The 22,844-nt window shown below is 46.1% G+C and carries 25 protein-coding genes; 17 read left to right on the top strand and 8 right to left on the bottom strand.

The window, feature by feature from the left end:
- Nucleotides 1-161: 161 nt before the first annotated feature.
- On the top strand, nucleotides 162-1,826 hold the full coding sequence (locus HZS85_RS02540) for a putative polysaccharide biosynthesis protein (RefSeq protein ID WP_214852737.1): 1,665 nt from the start codon (nucleotides 162-164) through the stop codon (nucleotides 1,824-1,826).
- Nucleotides 1,813-2,532 (top strand): pseudouridine synthase, encoded by a 720-nt coding sequence (locus HZS85_RS02545; RefSeq protein ID WP_214852740.1) that lies wholly within the window; start codon nucleotides 1,813-1,815, stop codon nucleotides 2,530-2,532. The genes HZS85_RS02540 and HZS85_RS02545 overlap by 14 nt, the downstream gene beginning before the upstream one ends.
- Nucleotides 2,533-2,592: 60 nt before the next feature.
- Here the strand turns inward: HZS85_RS02545 and HZS85_RS02550 are convergent, their stop codons facing one another.
- Together HZS85_RS02550 and HZS85_RS02555 are read right to left on the bottom strand one after the other, a co-directional pair.
- Nucleotides 2,593-3,225, bottom strand: a complete 633-nt coding sequence (locus HZS85_RS02550; protein ID WP_035406145.1) for an SDR family oxidoreductase — start codon at nucleotides 3,223-3,225, stop codon at nucleotides 2,593-2,595.
- 108 nt (nucleotides 3,226-3,333) lie between these two features.
- Nucleotides 3,334-3,552, bottom strand: a complete 219-nt coding sequence (locus tag HZS85_RS02555) for a DeoR family transcriptional regulator (RefSeq protein WP_023469095.1) — start codon at nucleotides 3,550-3,552, stop codon at nucleotides 3,334-3,336.
- Nucleotides 3,553-3,871: 319 nt separating this feature from the next.
- On the opposite strand from HZS85_RS02555, the gene pepV reads away from it, so the two are divergent.
- The 6 genes from pepV to HZS85_RS02585 all read left to right on the top strand — a co-directional run bounded on the left by pepV (nucleotide 3,872) and on the right by HZS85_RS02585 (nucleotide 10,909).
- On the top strand, nucleotides 3,872-5,269 hold the full coding sequence (gene pepV / locus HZS85_RS02560) for a dipeptidase PepV (RefSeq protein WP_214852744.1): 1,398 nt from the start codon (nucleotides 3,872-3,874) through the stop codon (nucleotides 5,267-5,269).
- 60 nt (nucleotides 5,270-5,329) lie between these two features.
- A complete protein-coding gene (locus HZS85_RS02565; RefSeq protein WP_214852759.1) occupies nucleotides 5,330-6,478 on the top strand; it encodes an MFS transporter in 1,149 nt (382 codons plus the stop codon).
- 7 nt (nucleotides 6,479-6,485) lie between these two features.
- Nucleotides 6,486-7,004, top strand: coding sequence for an RNA 2',3'-cyclic phosphodiesterase (gene thpR, locus HZS85_RS02570; RefSeq protein WP_214852761.1), 519 nt, complete (start codon nucleotides 6,486-6,488; stop codon nucleotides 7,002-7,004).
- A gap of 1 nt (nucleotide 7,005) precedes the next feature.
- Nucleotides 7,006-7,881 carry a hypothetical protein gene (locus tag HZS85_RS02575; RefSeq protein WP_290757761.1) on the top strand — a complete coding sequence of 292 codons (876 nt, stop codon included), beginning with the start codon at nucleotides 7,006-7,008 and terminating at the stop codon, nucleotides 7,879-7,881.
- 61 nt (nucleotides 7,882-7,942) lie between these two features.
- Entirely contained in the window at nucleotides 7,943-10,057 is a 2,115-nt protein-coding gene (pulA, locus tag HZS85_RS02580) for a type I pullulanase (protein ID WP_312067508.1), read from the top strand.
- A gap of 51 nt (nucleotides 10,058-10,108) precedes the next feature.
- The gene (locus HZS85_RS02585) at nucleotides 10,109-10,909 is read left to right on the top strand and encodes a phosphotransferase family protein (protein ID WP_214852763.1); all 801 of its coding nucleotides are present in this window, start codon (nucleotides 10,109-10,111) and stop codon (nucleotides 10,907-10,909) included.
- Nucleotides 10,910-10,949: 40 nt separating this feature from the next.
- Here the strand turns inward: HZS85_RS02585 and budA are convergent, their stop codons facing one another.
- From budA to HZS85_RS17000, 3 genes are all read right to left on the bottom strand, one after another.
- Complete coding sequence (gene budA / locus HZS85_RS02590) at nucleotides 10,950-11,663, bottom strand: acetolactate decarboxylase (RefSeq protein WP_214852765.1); 714 nt, start codon at nucleotides 11,661-11,663, stop codon at nucleotides 10,950-10,952.
- 11 nt (nucleotides 11,664-11,674) lie between these two features.
- The gene (alsS, locus tag HZS85_RS02595) at nucleotides 11,675-13,366 is read right to left on the bottom strand and encodes an acetolactate synthase AlsS (RefSeq protein ID WP_214852769.1); all 1,692 of its coding nucleotides are present in this window, start codon (nucleotides 13,364-13,366) and stop codon (nucleotides 11,675-11,677) included.
- A 163-nt stretch (nucleotides 13,367-13,529) separates the two neighbouring features.
- Complete coding sequence (locus HZS85_RS17000; RefSeq protein WP_414651135.1) at nucleotides 13,530-13,631, bottom strand: cytochrome bd oxidase small subunit CydS family protein; 102 nt, start codon at nucleotides 13,629-13,631, stop codon at nucleotides 13,530-13,532.
- A 176-nt stretch (nucleotides 13,632-13,807) separates the two neighbouring features.
- Between HZS85_RS17000 and trmB the strand changes: the two genes are divergently transcribed.
- Both trmB and HZS85_RS02605 read left to right on the top strand, forming a co-directional pair.
- Nucleotides 13,808-14,449 carry a tRNA (guanosine(46)-N7)-methyltransferase TrmB gene (trmB, locus tag HZS85_RS02600; protein ID WP_035406161.1) on the top strand — a complete coding sequence of 214 codons (642 nt, stop codon included), beginning with the start codon at nucleotides 13,808-13,810 and terminating at the stop codon, nucleotides 14,447-14,449.
- A 116-nt stretch (nucleotides 14,450-14,565) separates the two neighbouring features.
- Nucleotides 14,566-15,081 (top strand): hypothetical protein, encoded by a 516-nt coding sequence (locus HZS85_RS02605; protein WP_214852771.1) that lies wholly within the window; start codon nucleotides 14,566-14,568, stop codon nucleotides 15,079-15,081.
- Nucleotides 15,082-15,119: 38 nt separating this feature from the next.
- Here HZS85_RS02605 and HZS85_RS02610 read toward each other — a convergent pair whose 3' ends face one another.
- On the bottom strand, nucleotides 15,120-15,476 hold the full coding sequence (locus tag HZS85_RS02610; RefSeq protein WP_214852773.1) for a DUF1304 domain-containing protein: 357 nt from the start codon (nucleotides 15,474-15,476) through the stop codon (nucleotides 15,120-15,122).
- A gap of 69 nt (nucleotides 15,477-15,545) precedes the next feature.
- Entirely contained in the window at nucleotides 15,546-15,848 is a 303-nt protein-coding gene (locus tag HZS85_RS02615) for a PepSY domain-containing protein (protein WP_012371126.1), read from the bottom strand.
- A gap of 119 nt (nucleotides 15,849-15,967) precedes the next feature.
- On the opposite strand from HZS85_RS02615, the gene HZS85_RS02620 reads away from it, so the two are divergent.
- Together HZS85_RS02620 and HZS85_RS02625 are read left to right on the top strand one after the other, a co-directional pair.
- Entirely contained in the window at nucleotides 15,968-17,038 is a 1,071-nt protein-coding gene (locus tag HZS85_RS02620; RefSeq protein ID WP_214852775.1) for a M42 family metallopeptidase, read from the top strand.
- A gap of 179 nt (nucleotides 17,039-17,217) precedes the next feature.
- A complete protein-coding gene (locus HZS85_RS02625) occupies nucleotides 17,218-18,231 on the top strand; it encodes a PTS sugar transporter subunit IIC (protein WP_214852777.1) in 1,014 nt (337 codons plus the stop codon).
- A gap of 88 nt (nucleotides 18,232-18,319) precedes the next feature.
- Here the strand turns inward: HZS85_RS02625 and HZS85_RS02630 are convergent, their stop codons facing one another.
- The gene (locus HZS85_RS02630) at nucleotides 18,320-18,610 is read right to left on the bottom strand and encodes a hypothetical protein (protein ID WP_214852779.1); all 291 of its coding nucleotides are present in this window, start codon (nucleotides 18,608-18,610) and stop codon (nucleotides 18,320-18,322) included.
- Between the two features lie 126 nt (nucleotides 18,611-18,736).
- Between HZS85_RS02630 and HZS85_RS02635 the strand changes: the two genes are divergently transcribed.
- From HZS85_RS02635 to murC, 5 genes are all read left to right on the top strand, one after another.
- Complete coding sequence (locus HZS85_RS02635; RefSeq protein WP_214852781.1) at nucleotides 18,737-19,045, top strand: thioredoxin family protein; 309 nt, start codon at nucleotides 18,737-18,739, stop codon at nucleotides 19,043-19,045.
- 53 nt (nucleotides 19,046-19,098) lie between these two features.
- On the top strand, nucleotides 19,099-19,896 hold the full coding sequence (locus tag HZS85_RS02640) for a DUF1444 domain-containing protein (protein WP_056062718.1): 798 nt from the start codon (nucleotides 19,099-19,101) through the stop codon (nucleotides 19,894-19,896).
- Nucleotides 19,897-19,949: 53 nt separating this feature from the next.
- Complete coding sequence (gene ytpR, locus HZS85_RS02645) at nucleotides 19,950-20,558, top strand: YtpR family tRNA-binding protein (protein ID WP_214852783.1); 609 nt, start codon at nucleotides 19,950-19,952, stop codon at nucleotides 20,556-20,558.
- Between the two features lie 37 nt (nucleotides 20,559-20,595).
- Nucleotides 20,596-21,333, top strand: coding sequence for a hypothetical protein (locus tag HZS85_RS02650; protein ID WP_214852786.1), 738 nt, complete (start codon nucleotides 20,596-20,598; stop codon nucleotides 21,331-21,333).
- 78 nt (nucleotides 21,334-21,411) lie between these two features.
- Entirely contained in the window at nucleotides 21,412-22,707 is a 1,296-nt protein-coding gene (gene murC, locus HZS85_RS02655; RefSeq protein ID WP_035406189.1) for a UDP-N-acetylmuramate--L-alanine ligase, read from the top strand.
- Nucleotides 22,708-22,844 lie beyond the last annotated feature (137 nt).

Raw genomic sequence — 22,844 nt, forward strand, 5'->3', positions numbered from 1 at the left:
TTTCACTTTAGCAGAAGTTGCGACTGTAAACAAACCGTCTCTTTCAATTCAAGATAGACAGCGGTATAATGATTTGCAATTGTGTACGAGAGAACTTGTATAATGAGACAATCACGATTAGAGTGTCGATTTAAAAATTAGAAAGCGTGAGGGATGTTACCATGTCCACAGTCAGTAATAAGCAGTCTACTTCTTCCGGCAATGCAGGATTCGTTCGTGGAACGATGCTCCTGTCCGGTGCGTCGCTGATTTCCCGCGCACTGGGTTTGATTTATCTCTTTCCGTTTCAGTTCATGGTCGGTGCGACAGGTATCATGTTCTATACCTATGCCTACAACTACTATGCGATCATGATTGGTGTCGCGACAGCGGGGATTCCTGTTGCCGTCTCGAAATTCGTCGCCAAATACAATGCGTTAGGAGAATATGATACGAGTGAACGTTTGTATCGGTCTGGTCTAAAAATCATGTCTTTGACCGGGGTTGTCTCTTTTCTCGCCTTATTCTTCCTTGCGCCGTATTTAGCACACCGGGCGATTCCAGGCGGTGACGTTGATTCAGCCTCGTACGTCGATGCCGTCACGATGACGATTCGAGGGGTTAGTTTTGCGTTACTCTTGATTCCACCGATGAGTATGACGCGTGGATATTTCCAAGGATATCAATCGATGGGACCGACAGCGATTTCGCAAATCTTGGAACAAATCGTCCGCATCATCTTCTTACTCGTAGGAGTCAGCATCGCTATCTATGTATTTGATTCAGGTGTAGCCTTTGCAGCGACGATTGCAACGTTCAGTGCATTCATTGGTGCAATCGGTAGTGTCGCGGTTCTCATCTATTACTTCCGCAAACGATCCAGTGGGCTGCAGGAGCTTCGTGCTACTCAAACCGTCCGTTCGCCGGATCGCCCGTTAACGGATTTGTATAAGGAATTATTGACGTACGCGATTCCGATCGTCATGGTCGGTCTTTCGACGCCGCTTTACCAAGTCATTGATCAGAACACGATGAATGCCGCGTTACAAAGTATCGGCTATACGCTCGAAGCTGCCGGAAATGCGACGGCTTATCTGATTGCGGATAGTCATAAGATCGTCTTGATTCCGGTCTCTGTCGCAACGGGCTTATCTTTGTCTGCGACGCCACTATTGACAGCCTCATTTACGCAGGGGGATATGCGAAAGGTACGGGCTCAAATTTCACAGATTTATCAACTCGTCTTCTTCGTGACGATTCCTGCAGTTGTCGGAATGATTCTCCTCAGTGAAGAAACGTTCCACGTCCTGTTCCCGAAAGATCAAGCAGCATGGGTCTATCTGTTGAGTTATGCACCAAGTGCCTTGTTCCTTGCTCTTTATTCAGTCACGGCAGCGGTCCTTCAAGGGATTAACCGTCAATACTTTACGATCATCGCAACACTTGCTGGATTACTTGCGAAGTATCTCTTGAATGCACCGTTGATTCATTTGACGGGTGATGGAACAGGTGCTGGATATGCGACGATCATCGGCTATCTCGTTGCGACCGGTTTAATGTTCTTCCGGATCACACAAACGGTGAAGTTCCCATTCAATACGGTCTTACGCCGGACGTCGTTGATCTTGATCATCAGCGCCTTGATGGGAGCGGGTGTCGCGCTCGTCAAGTGGGGAATGGTATCCATCTTGCCAGAGACGACATGGGCGTCTCTATTGATTCTGATCGTAGGTGCAGCAGTCGGAATCGTGATTTTTGCAGGACTCTCGATTTGGAGTGGCTTAGCAGAAGTCGTATTAGGACGTAAAATTTCATTGAAACGAGGACGAGGTCATGCGTCTAGATAAATTGTTATCCAACATGGGAGCAGGCTCCCGAAAAGAAGTGAAGCTGCTGCTGAAGGCAGGGGCAATTCAAGTCGATGGTGAGATCGTGCGTGATCCGAAACAACATGTCGATGTCGAGACGCAACAAGTTCTGATGTACGGCGAACCGGTCACGTATCAAAAATACATCTACTTGATGATGAATAAACCACCGGGTGTCATTAGTGCAACAGAAGATAAACGAGATGAGACCGTCATTGATCTGTTGTTTGAAGACGTGACGTATTTCAAACCGTTCCCGGTCGGACGACTCGATAAAGATACAGAGGGTCTATTGCTGTTGACGAATGATGGGTCGTTTAATCACGCTTTAATGTCTCCAAAGAAACACGTCGAAAAAACGTATTACGCAGAAGTGACAGGAGTGTTGACGCAAGAAGACATCGAAGCGGTTGCGGCAGGCGTCACGTTAGAAGACGGTTACCGAGCAAAGCCGGGAAAACTTGTCATCTTATCGACGACAGAAACAGATTCAACGCTTGAGTTGACGATCACGGAAGGGAAGTTCCATCAAGTCAAACGGATGATGCTTGCGCTCGGGAAAGAGGTCACTTTTTTAAAGCGCCGCTCGATTGGGCTCTTGGAACTTGATCCGGCACTTGCGCTAGGGGATTATCGTGAACTGACGCCAGCGGAACTGTCTTTGTTTGATTGGCAACCTGAATAAGCAAAACGAAAAGGCGGTGGAATGAGCGTACATTCCATCGCCTTTTGTTATGGGTTTCGATTATTGATTACGCAATGCTTCTGCGATTGGATAAGGACCACTGAGTACTTCGAATACACGAGATTGTGTCGGATGATCGATCAAGTGAACGAATAATGCTGCGATATCATCACGCGACACCTTACGATCTTCGTATGAATCGAAATGCTCTTTCGTTTCGACAGTGCCTGCCGGGTCGTCATAGCTGAGTGGACCAGGACGTACGATCGTATAATTGAGTCCGCTTTCCTGGAGGTGTGCGTCTGCTGTTGCTTTAGATTCGAGATATACTTTCAATTCACCTTTTGGTTCTTCGGTACCTACTGAACTGAGCATCAGGAAACGATCGATACCGTTGGCTTTTGCTGCATCGATGACTTTAATTGCGCCTTCTTGATCGACGGCGCGCGTCAATTCGTCTGATGCGCCACCAGCACCCGCTGCAAAGATGACGACGTCCGCATTACTGATGACACCACTGACATCCTTCGTCAAATCCCCAAGTCTGACTTCAGATGCACCGAGTGCAATCAAATCGTTGATTTGATTTTCTTCTCGTACGACCGCGATTGCTTGATGATCACCTTGTTTAGCGATCAATTCGACCATCTTGCGTCCGGTCGTTCCGTTTGCTCCAATGATTAAAATATTCATTCTTCTCAACTCCTTCTCCCAATAGCTATACCCCACGTTTTAAAAAAGATAACAAAAAAAGACGCGAAGAATCGCGTCATCGAAAGATATACATAGTGAAACAGTGGATCAACCCGCTTGCTTTTGTTTCTTGCTCGACGTCCATGTACCGCGTCGAGGGCTCACAATGAGATTGTTGTATTCGAGCACGTTCAAATCCCGCTGAACGGTCCTTGAAGTGATGCCAAACTCTTCAACCAACTCTGCTGTCGTAGTAGCTCCGTTCTCTTGGATGTAGAGATAAATCGATTTAATCCGGGTCAACATACGGTCTGTAGAATCTTTCATTGGTATAACCACTCCCCCAATGGATAGAATAGTGTTCTAAAGCTTCGGGTGACAAAAGACAATGCAATATCCAGTTGTTTCGCCTTTAGTATAACGTTTTGATGTTAAATTGCAAGTGATTTAACCGAACGTTTGCATAAAAAACATATTCAAACAGATTGTAAAGTCGATAGTTGGAGTTTTAACATCGTTGAATGTTCGTTATTTAAACAAATAAAAAAGAAAACAGAATTTGGATGTTCGTATCTGAACGAATATTCGCTATACTAGAAAGGTGTATAGGAAACGAATTCAACCCAGAATGAAGGAGCGAAATCAGATGGTGAATTGGAAAGAAGAAGTACTCGCGCGTCGCGAGGACTTATTAGAGGATTTAAAAGAACTACTGCGGATTCCGAGTATACTTGATGAATCAACAATCGAAGCAGGTGCACCGTTTGGTCAAGAAGTCAAACGAGCCCTTGATTGGATGCTCGCGACAGGGGAACGAGACGGATTCAAGACAAAAAATGTTGATGGATACGCCGGACATTTGGAATATGGTCAAGGGGAGGAATTACTCGGTATTCTTTGTCACTTAGACGTCGTACCAGCTGGTGGCGATCACTGGACATACGGTCCATTTAACCCAACGCTTGTCGATGGGAAACTGTATGCGCGCGGTGCAATCGATGATAAAGGACCGACGATGGCAGCTTATTATGCCTTGAAGATCGTCAAAGAACTCGGATTACCGCTCTCAAAACGTATTCGTTTGATTGCTGGAGGAGATGAAGAGAGTGAATGGCGTTGTGTGAATCATTACTTCAAACATGAAGAGATGCCGACTCTCGGCTTTGCACCAGATGCCGACTTCCCGATCATCAATGCGGAAAAAGGACTGTATGATGGGTTATTGATTCAAGGAAAACCAGCGCAAGCATCTGATACAGGCTACCATCTCGTTCGTTTTGAAGGTGGCGAACGTCCGAACATGGTTCCGGGTCATGCCCAAGCACTTCTTCGTGTCGTCGAAGTGGGGACGCTTGAAACGGATTTCCATACGTATCTTGAAGAACAAGGCTTGTCTGGGACGGTCAAGCAAGAAACGGAAGGTCTCGTTCTTGATGTGAACGGTGTCGCAGCCCATGCCATGGAGCCGGATAACGGTAAAAATGCTGCCTTACATTTAGCACGTTTCCTCAATACGCTTCACTTGGATTATAACGGTCGTCGTTATATTCAGCTTGTCACGCACATGTTCCGTGATTCTCGCGGTGTAGCGATTGGTGTCGCTGCTTCAGACGAGACAGGTGACTTAACGATCAACGGTGGTGTATTCCGGTATGCAGAAGAGCAAGGAACAGCGTCGATCAACATCCGTTATCCTTATTCAGCAGATTTCACGGAACGCTTGCAAATCATCAAGGAAGCGGCAGCGGGATATGGCTTCGAGTTACAGACTCGAACACATATGACACCACACCATGTCGATCCGGATCATGAATTGATTCAGACACTGAGTGCCGTGTATGAACGTCATACGAACCAACCAGCTGATCTGATTGCTATCGGTGGTGGTACATATGCACGTTCGTTGACGGCAGGGGTTGCATTTGGACCAGTCTTCCCAGGTGGTCCTGAAGTTGCCCACCAAGTCGATGAATATGTTGATTTTGAAGAACTCTTGCTTGCTGTCGCGATTTATGCAGAAGCAATTTATGAACTCGCAAAATAATGACTGATGATCCCCCGCATCGTGGAGATGGGGGGATTGCTTCTTGAAAGGAAGTTCCGTGTGAAAAATCGTCAAACTTATCATTTCCAAGCGTTATATTTCTTTATTTTCTTTGGACAAGGTGCACTCATTCCGTATCTTGCGCTTTATTTTTCAAGCGATGCGTTCGGTCTGTCCGCTTCAGAGATTGGTACAATCGTTGCGATCGGACCGATTCTCTCTATTTTCTTACAGCCCGTTTGGGGCATCGCGGCAGATCGACTCGGAAAGCCGAAACGTCTCTTACTCGTTGCCATGCTCGCCGCTGGAGTATTTACATTAAGTTACTTACTGACGTCCGCTTATCTACTTTTACTGTTGATTTCATGTGTCTGGGCATTGTTCCAGTGCGCGCATATTCCACTCGTTGATACATTAGCGATCGAATATACACGAAAACGTAAGGTAGATTATGGCGCCTTGCGTCTTTTTGGATCAGCTGGTTTTGCTTTAGCCGTCTTCATCCTTGGACAAATCACTGAGGAGGGTGGACTTGGTCTGATTTTTTATGCGACCGGTGCAGCGTGGGTTTTTGGTTTTCTTGTGTTGATCGGTATTGAAGAAACGGGGAGCGTACACATTTCACATCAACAACAGGTACCGTTGAAACAACTTTTTTCGAATCGACGCTTCTTGTTATTCTTAGCGGGAGGGAGTTTGATCTTCGGACCGATCTTCGCCAATAACTATTACTTTGGCAGCTACGTCACGATTCGTGGAGAGACGACCGCGCTCGTCGGGACCTTGTTCTTCGTCGCCGTTCTGTGCGAAATCCCGTTCATGCGCATCGCTTCGCGTCTATTGTTACGATTCGGAGCGATTCCAGTTCTTGTCTTCATTTCCTTGCTGTCAGCTGCTCGTACGGCGATGATCGCATTAGAGCTTCCGATCGTCATGCTTTGGGTATTGTCTGCGATGCAAGGAATGATCGTCGGATTGTTGATCCCTGTTGCATTAGACTATGTTCGGTCACTCGTTCCAGAGACGATGGTCGCAACAGCTGTCAGTACATATATGGCAACGACGACAGGGCTAGCGACAGCACTGTTTAACTTGATGAGTGGGTTTGTGCTAGACCAAAGTACAATCTATACCGTCTTTTGGGTATATACAATTAGCAGTATTCTTGGTGCCGTCTTGTACAGTGTCAGTGGTCGAATGAAGGAGTGAAGATACGATGAGACAGGAACGACACTTTTTCGTTGCCTTACCGATTCCTTCTGAAGAATTAGCGAATATCGCTAATCGTTTATCTCTATCTGATTACTTTCGAAATGTCTATACGTTAGAAGAGTACCATTTGACGCTTCGTTTTTTTGGTCCATTGGGTGAAAAAGAACAACAATCGTGGAAACAGCAACTGCAGGAGATTGCGCGCACGATCGAACCTTTCGTACTTCGATTGGATCGTCTAATTACCTTTGGACAAAACGAGCGACCACGTGTCGTCGGATTCGGAACAGAAGCAGAGGAATTGTTTCGATTAGTGCGTCTGATTGATCCAAGTGCGACTAAACCATTCGTTCCGCATGTCACGATCGCGAAGAAGTGGCGCACGGAGGCGGAAGAATGGACGACGAATCCGATACAACCGGTGGAATGGACTGTTCGTGAACTTATTCTGTTTGAAGTACGACCAGGCGTTTCGCCGCGATATGAACCGGTTTACCGGATTCATCTAGGTAAAGAGGAATGAGGTGATCCCCATCGCAATCTTGATGAAACTATATGACTTAGATAGTCGATTTGAAAAAAATCCGCTTGAGATGACAAAACGGTTCGGTGAACATCAGGCACTTGATTACGCTCATGTCTATCGTAGATGGGAGGCTGGAGAATTATTTCCCGGGGAAACGCTCATCCGTCCGAAGAAGTGGTGGCAAGTGATGAAAAAAAGCGAAGTCATTCAACTTCCGGGTAAACAATTATCTCGAAGAGCGTTTGATAAATGGTACAAAAAACGTCTCGAGTTACAAAAATTATTAAACGTTACTGGTGGAGCGGGCGAAGAGGACATTTGGCGGATTCCGTTAAAACGTCATTTAGACTTTTATCAGATGTTACATCTCTTGAATGAACAGTATGCAATGTTTTATCGCGCCGTCATTCAATATCAAGTCGGGGAAGTCGAATTGAGTCCGTTCGTCGTCGGTCCATCCGCGATTTATATCATGGAATGGCTTGACGGTGACGAAAGTATCTATCATATCCGGCGAGATAAGTTGTGGCGGGAACAACCGTTCAAGGCATCCGCAAAACAAATTTTGAATCCGAACATCGGTTTAAAACGGACGGAAGATATTCTACGAGTCGTACTTGGGCGAGATTATGTCTTGCCGATCGAACGAGTCATTTTAGCACCTTCAGGTTATTTTGATCAGATTCCAAAAGAAACGACGACGACTTACGTCAATAAAGTCGAGTTTCCAAACTGGCTACAACGAATGAATGCAAGTGCGCCGCATACAAAAGCGTTTCAGATGCGGGTGTGTGAAAAAATCCTGAAAGAGACCGTATCGATTCCGTTTCAAATGGCAATTCTAAGTGAAGGGCAGTCACGAATTCAAGAGTAGGGGAGGAAGCGACGGCATTGTCGTTGCGAAAGACATGACGAACCAAGAGGTGGTAATACCGGTGATCCGGGCAGAGTTCTCATCGTTTCGAAGCATCCGAGTCGAGGTCGAAGGCAATCCGTCAATCCACTGGTCGCTTGAATGTGATGGGAAACCGCTTGAAATTCAACAGACCGAAACGCATCGAGAGGAACAGTTCGTGATTTATGAGTTAACGGTTCTTGAACCAGTCGAGTTAGAATGCCGCTATGAGGTGTTCGGAGCAGGCAGGTCAATCCGTGTCGTTCCTGATCGATTAGTTCGGACGGAAGCGTTCGAGCGAAAGTACCGTTACGAAGAGAAGCTCGGTGTCTGGGAAGAAGACGATACGTATCATTTTGCTGTCTGGTCGCCTGTCGCAGAGCAAATCGTGTGTATCGTATACGATCAAGATGAACAGGTACTCGGAAGACACAAGATGGAGCGACAAGAGCAAGGTACCTATCACCTTCGACTTGGGCAAGAATCAGCAGAACGATGGTACCGCTATGAAGTGACGACTTACGTTGGCACACATGAAGTCGTCGATCCATACGCTCATGCGATATCGGTAAACGGTCGTTACGGTGTCATCGCCGACGTTGAACAGACGATTTCCGAGTGGTTTCCAAAGCGAGTCGCGCGTCCTCTGTTCGTCAAACCGTCGGACGCTGTCATCTATGAAGCAAATATTCGCGATTTTACGATTGATCGTTCCGCTGGTTCAAGTCATCCGGGACAATATGCAGGGGTGGCGGAACGTGGAACAGTTTCTTCTCGTGGACATGCGACAGGTCTTGATTATCTTCTTGATCTCGGGATTACGCATCTGCAGCTGTTACCGGTCCACTTCTTCGAAACGACCGATGAACGAACAAGGTCGCCATATAACTGGGGATACGATCCGATGCTTTGGTTCGGATTAGCTGGGAGCTACGCGAGTTCGGTCGCACCGCTCGTTCGCGTCCGAGAATACGCGGATATGGTGGAGCGACTCCATGAAGCAGGGATTCGTGTTACGTTCGATGTCGTCATGAACCACGTTTTTGTTCGGGAGCGTTCCTCTCTTGAACAGCTCGTTCCGGGTTATTATTTCCGTTATGAAGTAGACGGCACACTTTCAAACGGAACGGGTGTTGGAAACGATACCGCATCCGAACGATTCATGATGCGTCGACTCATCGTTGATTGCTTGACGTACTTTGCTCGTGTCTACCGCATTGATGCGTTTCGATTTGATTTAATGGGCATTCATGACATTGAGACGATGAATGAAGTACGTGCAGCACTCGATGCGATTGATCCTACGATTCTTGTGTATGGAGAGGGCTGGGATCTTGCGACGGCATTGCCGGAACGATTCAAAGCGATGAGCGCCTCGGCTGCGCAAATGCCGCGAATCGCTCATTTTAATGACTTGTTCCGTGATGCCTTGAAAGGATCGACGTTCAGTGCATACGATCGAGGATTCGTTGCCGGAGACGGATGGAAAGAAGGAGAGGTCCGAAACGGGATTGCGGGTAGTGTTCATATCGATAACCAAACGTATGGACGTTTTCCGGAACCGACGTATTCGATCAACTATGTCGAGGCGCACGATAACCATACGCTGTACGACAAATTGAAGATCTCCTGTCCGGAAGCGGACGAACTTCAGTTATTACGGATGAGTCGATTAGCTCAAACGATCGCTTTGCTTGCGCAAGGCATTCCGTTTCTGCATGCGGGTCAAGAGTTCTTGCGTACGAAACAAGGTGTCGAAAACAGTTATAATGCATCGGACGAAATCAACCGAATGGACTGGGAACGCCGGGATGATCATCTCTCCCTCGTTACGTATATCAAGACGATTTTACAAATTCGCAGAATGCATGGCGGATTCCGTCTACACCGGGCGAATCAGGTTCGAGAGCTGCTTCGTTTCATCAACTTACGTCCGGGTGTCATCGCCTACGAAGTCGAAGCGATCCATTCGTACGATGCGTGGCAACGCACGCTCGTTGTCTACAATACGACGCACGAAATCGTGGAAGTCTCACTCGATCACTCGCGCTGGAATGTACATGTCCAAGGGGATGATGCCTCGGTCGACCCGCTTCTGAAAGGTGTCGATAGGATTCAAGTCCTTCCGTTGTCAACGACGATTGCGACGTGTTAAGATAAGCATTGTGCCTTAGGCAAATCTACTAAAAAAGTTGAGCGGATTATAATGGAAATAGATATTTTAGATGCGCTTGGCGAAGGCTGGACCCTTACGCCAGCAGGTGGAATCACAGGAGAAGCGTACATCGCTTCAACCGGACAATCAAAATTGTTCTTAAAACGAAATTCATCGCCGTTCTTGGCGATTTTATCCGCGGACGGAATCGTCCCGAAATTATTATGGACGAAACGAATCTATAGCGGGGATGTCATCAGTGCGCAACAATTCATTGAAGGCGACGAGTTGGAGCCGGAAATGATGGAACGTCCTGAAGTGGCGCGTTTGCTTGGGAAAATCCATGATTCGAAGGAATTGCTGTTCATGCTACAACAGCTTGACCAACGTCCGATCGAGCCTGATGAGTTATTGCGCCAATGTCACTTATATTTTCAACCAAAAGACTTAGAGAATCCAGAACTGGTAGAACTTGCGCTGGATTATCTCGAACGAAATCTGGAGCAAGTAAGAACGGATGAACAAGTCGTCTGTCATTCAGATCTAAATCATAATAATTGGTTGACGGGAGCGGACGGTCAACTCTACCTGAACGACTGGGATGATGCGATCATTGCCGACCGTGCGTATGACCTCGGGATGATGTTATACAGTTATGTCGATGAAGCGGCTTGGCCCGAATGGTTTGAGCATTATGGTCATCCGTTGACGAATGATCTGAAACAACGAATGCATTGGTATGTCGTAGCGCAAGCTGTATTATCCTTGTATTGGTATGAAGATATGCGTCATCCGGATGTCGAGGACAGCTATCATTTTCTAGAACAGTTACTTGAATACTCGAACGACTAAAAAGCGTGTCATTCCGAAAAGGAACGACACGCTTTTTTGATTAACCTTCTGCGATTTTAATCTCTTTTTCAATATCATGACTTTCAAGATCCGCCGACCGATACGCTTCAGTCGTTGGTAAACGTAAATCAAGCTGCGGTTTTTCTTCGAATGTGACGGTGACGTTCTTGACCGTGTAGTCAAAGACATGGCCTCCGCCCGCGCGTTCAGCATCGATGAAATGAAGATGATATCCAGCGACGGCGATACCGTGACCGAACCGTGGTGTGTAGTAACCAGCGAGTGTTCCTTCCGTTTGTTCGAAAGTACGCGCGCTTTGAGAGGCGACAGCTTCCGTGATTGGAACGAACGGTTTCTCTTGACGTGCGACGGTACGTGTCTGCACCTCTGTGAACGTTCCATCAATTCGAACGGCATAAAAACTATTGATCGTCGGTAGTTGTTCATTCAACCAGTGTTCGAATTCCGATTTTGACATCTCTTCTGTCACGGAGAGCGTTTGCTCTGGCACGAAACGGGTCAATGTCGCAAACGGCGTCGTCGTCTCAGGCTGAAGTGGTCGAGCGCTACCGTCTGAACGGAGCTGGTAGAACTGACCATCAAAACCAATCATCTCACCATCCAAGTGGTCGAACGTTCCGATACCAAAATTTCGTTGATCAATAACGGACGCGTATGTGACTTCACTCTCGAATACTCCGTCGAGCAGTGCCATCATCGTTGAAATCTGGACGAGCGTTTTATCGTGTGTCATGTGAATCCTCCTCAGTTCAATTGATCGAGATGAACTTGTTCTCCGAGCGCGATGTTGTCGCGATAATCAATCGGAACATCAACGATGACTGGTCCTTCTGTCGCGAGTGCTTCATCCATGATTGCGGCTAGTTCAGATGGATGATTGACGCGTAATCCTTTTGCTCCGAAACTCTCAGCATATTTGACGAGATCGACGTCACCAAATGACGTACCGGATTTCCGTTTGTATTTCATCTCTTGTTGGAACGCGACCATGTCGAATCCGCTATCACGCCATACGAAGTGGACAAGTGGTGAGTTCAAACGAACAGCTGTCTCAAGTTCCATTGCCGAGAAGAGGAATCCACCATCACCTGAAATCGAGACGGCCTTCTTACCAGGACGTACGAGTGTTGCTGCGATTGCCCAAGGAAGCGCGACACCAAGCGTTTGCATCCCATTACTAAAGAGAAGGTGACGTGGTTCGTACGAACGGAAATGACGTGCCATCCAAATATAGTGAGAACCAACGTCGACTGTGACAGTGACATCATCCGTAATTTTTTCACGTAACGTCTTCATGAAATAGAGTGGGTGCGTCAACGGAGAATCCGCGACAGGAGGAACATCACGATCGACAAGACGTTGATGTAATCCTTCAAGGAATTGAGCTGAACTTTCAGGTAATGTGAGTGGTTGCAGGCGCTCGGCGATTGCATCGACCGTTTTCGCCATATCACCGACAAGCTCGCGGTCTGGGCGATAGAAGTGGTCAATTTCAGCACGCATTTGATCAATATGGACAAGCGTCCGGTCGTGCGTCGGTTGGTTCCAGAATTTCGGATCATAGCCAATTGGGTCATAGCCGATCGAGAGGACGAGATCCGCTTCTGCGAGCAGTGCATCTCCCGGTTGGTTACGGAATAGTCCGACGCGTCCATAGAAATTCGATTCAAGCTCACGTGATAATGTGCCGGCCGCTTGGAACGTCTGGACGACAGGAATCGAGACGTGTTTGAGCAGGGAACGAATCGCATGTACGACGTCCGGCTGACTCGCACGCATACCGAGCAACAAGACAGGTAGCTTCGCATCTTGGATCAAACGAGCTGTTTCTTCAACCCAAGCTTCTGGTGCAACACCGAGCTTCGGTGCTTCAACCGCACGGAATGCCGTGACGTTCGCTTCGCTCAATCCGACGTCTTGCGGGATACTAACGAAAGCAGCCCCGGAAGTCGTTTCCGCTGTTCGGAAAGCATTGGACAGTACTTCTGGAATATTATCGGCATCTTGCACTTCTGCACTGAAGTTCGTAATCGGTGTAAAGAGTGCCTGATTGTCCATGGACTGATGTGTTCGTTTTAAGCGGTCTGCTCGTGTAACGGCTCCGGCGATTGCGACAACTGGGTCACCTTCAGAGTTTGCTGTCACAAGACCTGTCGCTAAGTTTGATGCGCCTGGGCCAGATGTTACAAGTACAACGCCTGGTTTGTCTGTCAAGCGACCAATGGCTTGAGCCATGAATGCAGCATTTTGTTCGTGACGTGCAACGATGAGTTCAGGTCCCCGATCCTGTAACACATTGAAGACGGAATCAATTTTGGCGCCAGGAATACCAAAAATGTAATCTACACCCTGTTCGATGAGTGAATCGACGACTAAGTCTGCACCTGTTTTCTTCTGTACTAGTTCTTTTGAATCTCTGTTTTTATTTTCGTTCATTACAATTCTCCTTTTTACCAACGTTTTTTGGTGTTCGATAGCTGTAATAAATAATCTGTTTCGAAAAAAGTATACATCTGTTTCATGGTAAATCCAACCTAAATTCGTTTAGAGAATAAAAAAAGTACCTTGTGTACGATTACACAAGGTACAGAGATTGCGCTTATTCAACGTCGACTTTTCCGAAAGTCGCCCAGACGAATAAGGCACAGATGCCCATGACGAGAACGATGGGGGAGCCCCAAGCAATCAAGAAATCTTCCATGGTATAGCCCTCCTTTTTAGTTCTTACGTACCTTTAGTGTAGTAGATTGCTCACTGTTTCTCAAGTGACGAACTGCTGAACATTCTTCAATCGGGATTGAAGAAGTTCTTATATAATTACCCGAATCATGATAAACTTATCTGCGGATAATCTAAGTTTGGAAAGGATGAACGATAGTGCGTTTACGACATAAACCATGGGCGCAGGATTATATGAAGGAACAATCCTCAATCTATATAGCAGAACCAGCATCCCTGAAAGGAAACTGGGCAACGGAGTTCAAGAATGATAATCCGATCTACATCGAAGTGGGGTCAGGAAAAGGAGCCTTCATCACAGGGATGGCAAACCAACATCCGGAGATCAACTTCATCGCGATTGAACTTTTTGAGAGCGTAGCAGTGACGATCGTTCAAAAATTAGTAGAGGCTCCACAAGCAAATGTTCGCGTCTTGACAGTCGATGCGAAAGATTTACGTGATTACTTCGAAAAAGGTGAAGTAGCGCGCGTTTATTTGAACTTCTCGGATCCATGGCCGAAGACACGTCATGCGAAACGTCGTTTGACGTATAAAACGTTCCTCTCAACGTATGAAGATATCTTACCTGCGAAAGGACAAATTCACTTTAAGACCGATAATCGCAAGTTGTTTGAATCGAGTCTGATGACGATGTCGGCGTACGGCATGCGCTTCGACTGGATGTCGCTTGATCTACATGCGAATGAACCGGAAGATAACGTCCGGACAGAGTATGAAGAGCGTTTTTCTTCAATGGGTCAACCGATTTATCGGATGGAAGCAACGTACCAAAATTAATTTAGACAAAAAGTTTTCTTATTTTCCTGGTATTTCTTTCACACTTTTTTCTTATTAATTGGTACAATGTTGTTGACTGAAGAACTTGTACTTATAGGTAAAGGGGGAATTTGGGGATGTGGCAGAAAAGCTTAGCCTTCGTAACGGCGCTCTTTCTCGCATTAAGTATCGGTCAATCGGTACTTGCTGCGGTTGATACCTCAGAAATGACAAAAGCATTAGATGAGGAATTACCAACGACGCATTACGATTATAAAAAAGGTTCGGTCGAAATCGAGGATCCGAAGACGTTCACGAACGGAAAAGGAGAAGAAGTCATTGGCGGAATCGCTGTCATCAAGACAGTCCGTGACGGCATCTTCATCACAATCAAACGTGAAATCCACTTCTTCAATGCCGATAGCGGTAAATTGTTGACGAGTGCCGACGCTGCAAAAGTTGACGGCGTAAAAGAATACATCGACAGCAACTCGGACAATCTTCATCAAAAAGTCGTTTACTGGTTACCGGTACTCTTGATGTTGTTGATCATCGCTGTACCAGCGATCGTCTTATACATCGTCGTACCACGTTTGTACTCTACTTCGGAATACATGAATCCGATTTATGAGCGCAACGATAACCCGCGCTAATCAAAAAAACCTTTACCCGTTTGGGTAGAGGCTTTTTTTTATGCTAACAATATAAAGATGAAAGCGAGTATGGCGGGTAATCCTTGTTTAAGTAAAATGGAGCGATTAGCCGTCAAGGCGCCATAGAGTGCGGCAATGATCACACAAGCTAAAAAGAACAATTGGACAGCAATATCTTCACGGATCAGACCAAACAGAAGACCAGCAGCTAAAAATCCATTGTAGAGACCTTGATTGGCAAAAAGCGTCTGGATTTGCTTAGATGCGACCGCTTCATCCGTCAGTCCGAATGTACGTCGTGCCGCCTTAGAGGATAAAAAGAACATTTCAAGAGCCATGATATAAAAGTGCTCTAAGGAAACAAGTAAAACGAAGATAGTAGCAAGAATGGACATGAATCATACCTCCTTTATAGGAACGTGAAAAAAAGACCGCACTTCATCGATTGAAGCACGGTCTTCTGATTAAGCGTATTCGAGTAATGCGCCAGTTTCGGCATCGACTGTGAATTGATACGTTTTTTCATCATCACCTTCAAGGACCGAGATGCCACCTTTATAGCTTTGGTAGTCGCGTGACTCATATGCGTAAGCCTCCGGTGTTGCAGAGATCCATGCACCTTGGACACGTCCTTTTGCTGAAAATGTGCGTTTCGTGATTTCGAGCGCTTCTTCGGCAGAAAGTTGTTTGTTGTCAACGGCCTTCTTCACTGCGAAAGCGGCGACGACAGCTGCTGCCAATCCGATAATCCAATAGCGTTTTTTCATTAAAATTCCCCTCCTTACAGGTTCTATTCCTACTGTACCAAATAATTCGTTCAGAGAGAAACAAAAGGTTAAGTGATTGAAGCAATTTTTTGTATAATGGGTAACAGGAGGCGATACATATGAATGAAAAAACGAGAGAGTTATTTCGAACACTGACGGAATTAAATGGGGCACCAGGGTTTGAACACGAGGTGCGTCAGTTCGTTCGCGAACGCATTACACCTGTCACGGATGAGATCGTTACAGATGGACTGGGTTCGATTTTCGGGAAGCGAACAGGGGATGCGACAGGACCGAAAGTCATGGTTGCCGGACACATGGATGAAGTGGCATTCATGGTGACACAAATCACGAAGAATGGGATGTTACGGATCCAACCGCTCGGTGGTTGGTGGAGTCAAGTATTGCTTGCCCAACGCTTCTCGATCTGTACAGACAACGGTATCATCCCTGGTGTCATCGCGTCGATTCCACCACACTTATTAACAGAAGAAGTACGCAATAAGCCAATGGCAATCAAAGACATGTTCATCGATATCGGTGCGGATTCAAAAGAAGAAGCAGAATCGTTTGGTGTACGTCCGGGTATTCCGGCAGTACCATTTTTCCCATTCACACCGATGGCGAATCCGAAGAAAATCATGGCGAAAGCATGGGATAACCGCTATGGTGTCGGAATGGCAATCGAATTGTTGGAGGAGACGACAGCAGCGGATCATCCGAACATTTTGTTCTCTGGTGCAACGGTTCAAGAAGAAGTCGGATTGCGCGGTGCCCAAACAGCGACGACACTTATCGATCCTGATGTGGCGTTCGTCGTCGATGCGTCTCCAGCCAATGATGCGTCAGGAGACAAAACGGAATTTGGTCAACTCGGACAAGGACCATTACTCCGTATTAAAGACAGCGTCATGATTCTTTCGAAAGAGATGACGGATTATGTCCTTGATACGGCAGAATCGAACAAGATTCCGTATCAATACTACGTCGGTGCAGGTGGAACGGACGGCGGTGTCATCCATCGCTCGAACAATGGTATTCCAACAACAGTCGTTGGTTTACCGGCACGTTATATTCATACCCATGCGTCAATCATGCATACAGATGATTATGATGCGGCGAAGGAATTGCTACGAAAACTCGTCACGAATCTTGATACGACGACGCTTGCAACATTGCAAGTCAAGTAAATAACGAACGGGGAGGACCATTCTCATAAAATAGACGGCGGACTTATAATCCGTCGTCTATTTTATTGTAGTGAGAACATAATGATGTTGATTGTCTTGTCAGTTGGAAAAACAGACTAGTCGAATCGAAAGTGGATTTGGTATAATGATACGCGATGTTGAGTAAAGGACGTGACAAGATGTTCAAGCAAAAGGGAATTTCACTTAGCCCTAAAGTATATTTCATCACTGTATTAAGTTATATGGCGCTTGGTTTATTCAGTTCGCTGATCATGGGCTTGATTGTTCAAACAATCGGAGAAGGGTTGGTAGATCGTGGTATCGAAGCAAGGTTTCTTATTCAATTAGGCGAGCAGGCGATTGCTCTGACGGGACCAGCGATCGGTGTCGCCGTAGCGTTTGCGCTTGAAGCACCGCCACTCATCTTATTTGCAGCAGTTGCGGTTGGAGCATTTGGATATGAAGCTGGCGGACCGGCAGGTAGTTACATTGCGACGCTACTTGCAACAGAAATTGGAAAACTCGTGTCAAAGACGACGCGACTCGATATTCTGTTGACGCCGTTCGTCACGTTGCTAGTTGGATTCGTTGCTGGACGTTATGCCGGGAAATGGATTGGAAAAGGCATGACCGATCTGGGTGAAATAATTCGCTGGGGGACGGAACGCGAACCGTTGTTCATGGGTATCTTCATTGCTACTGTAATGGGACTTGCATTGACAGCGCCGATTTCAAGTGCTGCACTTGGAATCATGCTTGGATTGGATGGACTTGCTGCGGGTGCTGCGACGATCGGCTGTGCCGCTCAAATGATTGGTTTTGGTGTCATCAGTTATCGTGATAACGGAATCGGGGGCGTCATCGCACAAAGTATCGGCACATCGATGCTCCAAGTCGGAAACATCATCCGCAATCCTTGGATTCTCATTCCGCCTACGATCGCAGGTGCTATCCTAGCGCCATTCGCGACTGTTCTGTTGATGCTTGAGAGCAACCCAGAAGGCTCGGGCATGGGGACGAGTGGTTTTGTTGGTCCATTGATGTTGTTGAAGACGATGGGGTTTGAAATGGAATACTATGTAGCCGTCATCGTATTATGTTTTATTGCGCCTGGCATCATCAGCTATCTCATCTATCGGTTATTACTTCGACTCGGTCGGATTCAAGATGGTGACTTGAAAATCGAATATTAAGTACAAAAAGCTGATTCTAAAGAATGTGTCTGTTTGACCGAATGGTGGATAAACAAGGACATGCCTTTTGAATCAGCTTTTTTTCATTTCATAAAGAGAATCCGAATGAACTCGAATAAAAACTCGTGAAGAAGATGTAAAGATAAACGAGATAGAGGGGTATCAAGTAACGCATGCGCACGACAGGTAATTTCCGAGCAAGTCGTTTTCCGAGTGCTTCGAGTAGAATGATGACCGCGAAACCGACAACTAAATATAAAAAGATTTCGGGTAAGCTCCGTTCGGAATCAATGAAGGAATAGCCGTAACGTAAGCAACTCGTCATGCCGATGAAGCTGACGAAGCGTTCGAACGGATGTTTGATTGGTTGATCTGCCATAGTGAAGTCCTTTCAAGGTGTTTTCTAGTTGCAGTATAGCAAACCAAGCACAAAAACGCACAGTCACATTTGAATATGCTATGATGAGGGCAATGACTTCTAGGGAAATTAAAGGAGGAAACCATCATGAAAACATTACAATCCAAACAAGAATTCGATACAGCAAAACAAGGCAAGACCGTCTTTTTATTCTCAGCAAACTGGTGCCCCGATTGTCGCTTTTTAGATCCGTTCATGCCGGAAATCGAGCAGACGTTTGACGCGTTCGAATTTTACTATGTCGATCGCGACGATCACATTGAAATTGCCCAGGAAATGGACATCTTCGGAATTCCAAGCTTTGTCGCGTTCCGAGATGGTGAAGAAACAGGGCGTTATGTCGGCAAAGAGCGGAAGACACCAGAACAAGTGACAGCATTTTTAGAAACCGTTTAAGAAAAAAGCGAGCGCTGACTCGCTTTTTTTCATGATAGAAAGGATGAAATCAAGTGGAACTACAACAAATCCGAAGAATGATGACACAAACATTCGAAGAAGAAGGTTATACAACGTATTTCGATCGTGAAAAGTCCGTGTTACGAATTGAGCGGAAGCATGATAAATCAGGCGTTGATGTCGGATTGAACCCGCTCGTCGCAAAAGCAAAACGAAGAGGTGTCATCGCAGTCGAAGAGACGATCGAATACATCCGTGCTGTACTCGGACAAACGGATCAAATTTCACTCGTTGGACAAGAACAGAAAATATTCCCTGTCATTCGGGCTAAATCGTTTGCTGATACGACAAAAGAAGGAAAAACGCTTGTCAGCACACCACATACTGGTGAGACGAAAATCATGTACGCACTTGATTTAGGGGCGACATATCGTTTGATTGACGAAGAGTTATTGGCATCTGCAGAATGGACGGCTGAACAGCTGTCAGAAGCTGCACGTTTTAACCTGAAATCGCTCGATGCGCCATTTAAACAAGATGAAGTAGCGGGGAACATCTTTTATTTCTTGAGTCTTGGAGACGGATATGAGGCGAGTCGTGTCTTGAACAAGACATTGTTAGCTGATTACGCGGCGCGAATCGAAGGGGAATTCGCTGTTGGTATTCCACACCAGGATGTCTTGATTTTTGCCGATATCCGCAATGACGCTGGATATGATGTCTTACAACAACTCATGTTTGATTTCTTCTCGAACGGTCGTGTACCTGTTACGGCATTGCCATTCTTATATGAAGATGGCAATCTTGAGCCGGTCTTCGTCCTCGCGAAAAACAAGCAGCCGAAAGAGTAAAGAATCTGATACAATAGGCATTGTGAGAAAGACGGAAGGGAGTCATGGATTGAATGAATGTGTTTTATAATAAAGAGGGCGTCGGTGACGTCTTAATGATCATTTTAGAAGACGCACCACGTGCGGAAGTGACGGCGACTCGTGAAGGAGACGTAGCAACAATCAAGCATGGTGATCGTATTATTGGTTACAACTTGTTTGAGGCGTCGAATACATTTACGATCGAGTCACGAGGACCGGTTGAATTGACGGAAGAATTGGCAACACGCATCCAAAAGGAACTTGCAAACCGAGATATCGAATTGTCACTCGAACAAGTTGACTATTCTCCGAAATTCGTTGTTGGGTTTGTTGCTTCTTGTGAGAAGCATCCGGATGCTGACAAATTATCGGTCTGTCAGGTAGAGGTGGATAACGGAACTTTACAAATCGTTTGTGGAGCGCCGAATGTAGCAGCGGGTCAAAAGGTCGTCGTCGCTAAACCGGGTGCGGTCATGCCGTCTGGGTTAATCATTCGTCCTTCAGCATTACGTGGCGTACCGTCAAGTGGTATGCTATGTTCAGCGCGTGAGCTCGGACTTGCCAATGCGCCACAAGAAAAAGGGATTCTTGTACTTGATGATACATCAGCAGTAGGGGAAGCATTCTCAATCGGTCGATGATTCGACCGATTTTTTAACAAGATGGAGGGGTGAACGTATGAGTAATCGTTATGAACAGTCACTAAAGGAGCAGGCTGCCCGAATTCGTCGAGAGCTTGCGGGGGAACGTGAGACAAAGCCGGTAGAGCGTCCGAAAAAAGAGGAGCGCGAAGACCGCTTCGTTTTAACAGATGTTCCTTCACCGATTTATGGATTCCAACGTCCGAAACAATCTGTATCTGAAACGGTAGAAGCTGCGGAAGAAACAAAAACCGTTGAACAGGTTTCAGATGCAGATGAACAGGGAATTACTGATGAGGTTACTTTGACGGAGCAGGAGGCTATTGCGCCGGAAGAAGTTGTCTTAGACAATGCAGAAGCAGATGCTGGCTTTGTACCGGTGACGGACGTTGAATTACTTGTACCGGAACCTGAAGCCAATCAAGATCACGTAAGCGAAGTCGAATTGCCGACCGTACCTGAAACAGAAGAAACGGTTGTAAAAGAGCGGGTAAGTGAAGCACCTTCTACACGTGAAACCGTAGAAGAGCAAACTGTTCCGATGGATACATCGAGCGAGGCACTTCTTGATGATCAAGAAGCAGAGAAGCAACAATCGGAAGAAGTCACTTCGATTTTGGATCCATCTGTTGCTGAAGCGGAAGCAGTAGCACCCGTTCAGTCGGAAGTGAAAAAGCCGGTTGGACCGCCTGTCAATGTCGTTATGACGACAAAAGACTTGATGGCGATGTATCGTGCGCGTCGAGAGCAAAATAATTTACATGGTAAAAAATAAATCGGTTTGCTATAATGGTACAGGTTTTGTACCCGAGCCCGATGGTACGGACCGGAACGTGAATTGGAGGGCTTTTATATGACAAAGTATCATTTTGTTGGAATCAAAGGAACAGGGATGAGTGCGCTCGCCCAAGTACTACATGAGATGAATCATGAGGTACAAGGTTCAGACATCGAAAAGCACATTTTTACTGAAGACGCGTTACGGGCTAAGGGAATTCCATTTTTCCCGTTCAATGCGGATAACATCAAAGAAGATTATGTCATCATCCAGGGGAATGCCTTTGGAGATGATCATCCAGAAATCGCACGGGCAAATGAACTTGGTTTAACGATCCATCATTATTACGATTTCTTAGGACACTTAGCAAATGAATATCGTTCGGTCGCCATTACAGGCTCACACGGAAAAACGTCGACGACAGGTTTGCTTTCACACGTCTTGAGCGGTATTACACCGACGGCCTTCTTGATCGGAGACGGAACAGGGGCAGGAGTAGAAGATGCGAAGGCATTCGTCTTCGAGGCATGTGAATACAAACGTCACTTCTTATATTACAAGCCGGATTACGCTATCATGACAAACATCGACTTCGATCATTCGGATTATTTCACGGGAATCGATGATGTCGTTTCGGCTTTTCAAGAGATGGCGATGCAGGTCAAGCAAGCAATCGTTGCTTGTGGAGATGACGAACATCTTCAAAACATTCAAGCGAATGTACCTGTTCTTTATTATGGATTCGGAGAAAACAATGATTTCCGAGCTGAAAATGCGACATCAACGCCAGACGGCACATCGTTTGATGTCTATTTACGTGATGATTTCTATGGCACGTTCCTGATTCCAGGATTCGGTCGTCATCATGTCTTGAATGCATTATCGGTCATTGCGATCTGTCAGTACGAAGGATTGAGTAAAGAAGACGTTGCTGAACGTTTAGCAACATTCGGTGGAGTGAAACGCCGCTTCAGTGAGTCAGAATTCGGCACACAAATCTTAGTAGACGACTACGCACACCATCCAAAAGAAATCAGCGCAACGATCGAGTCGGCACGGAAGAAATATCCGGATCGTGAAGTCATCGCGATTTTCCAACCGCATACGTACACACGCTTGAAATCATTCATGGATGATTTTGCGACATCTTTACGTGAAGCAGATGCGACATATCTATGTGAAATCTTTGGTTCAGCACGTGAACAGGAAGGGCAAGTTCGAGTCGAAGATTTGCAGGAGAAAATCCCGCAAGCTTCTATTCTGACGCGCGACAATGTTTCTGTCCTACGTCAGCATGAAAATGCTGTGCTTCTATTCATGGGAGCGGGCGACATTCAAACGTATCAGCATCAATATCAAAGTGTAAAATAAGTGAGAACCAAAAGTGTCACTCGATTAGAGTGGCATTTTTTTGTCGTAAATTTGAATTGTGATAGTAAAATCAAAAAACTGATAAGGAAAATCTGAAATAGGATTGCATCTTGAAATAAAGTTTGAAATAGTGTGTA

Source organism: Exiguobacterium sp. s130, from assembly GCF_018619055.1.
Lineage (GTDB): Bacteria > Bacillota > Bacilli > Exiguobacteriales > Exiguobacteriaceae > Exiguobacterium_A.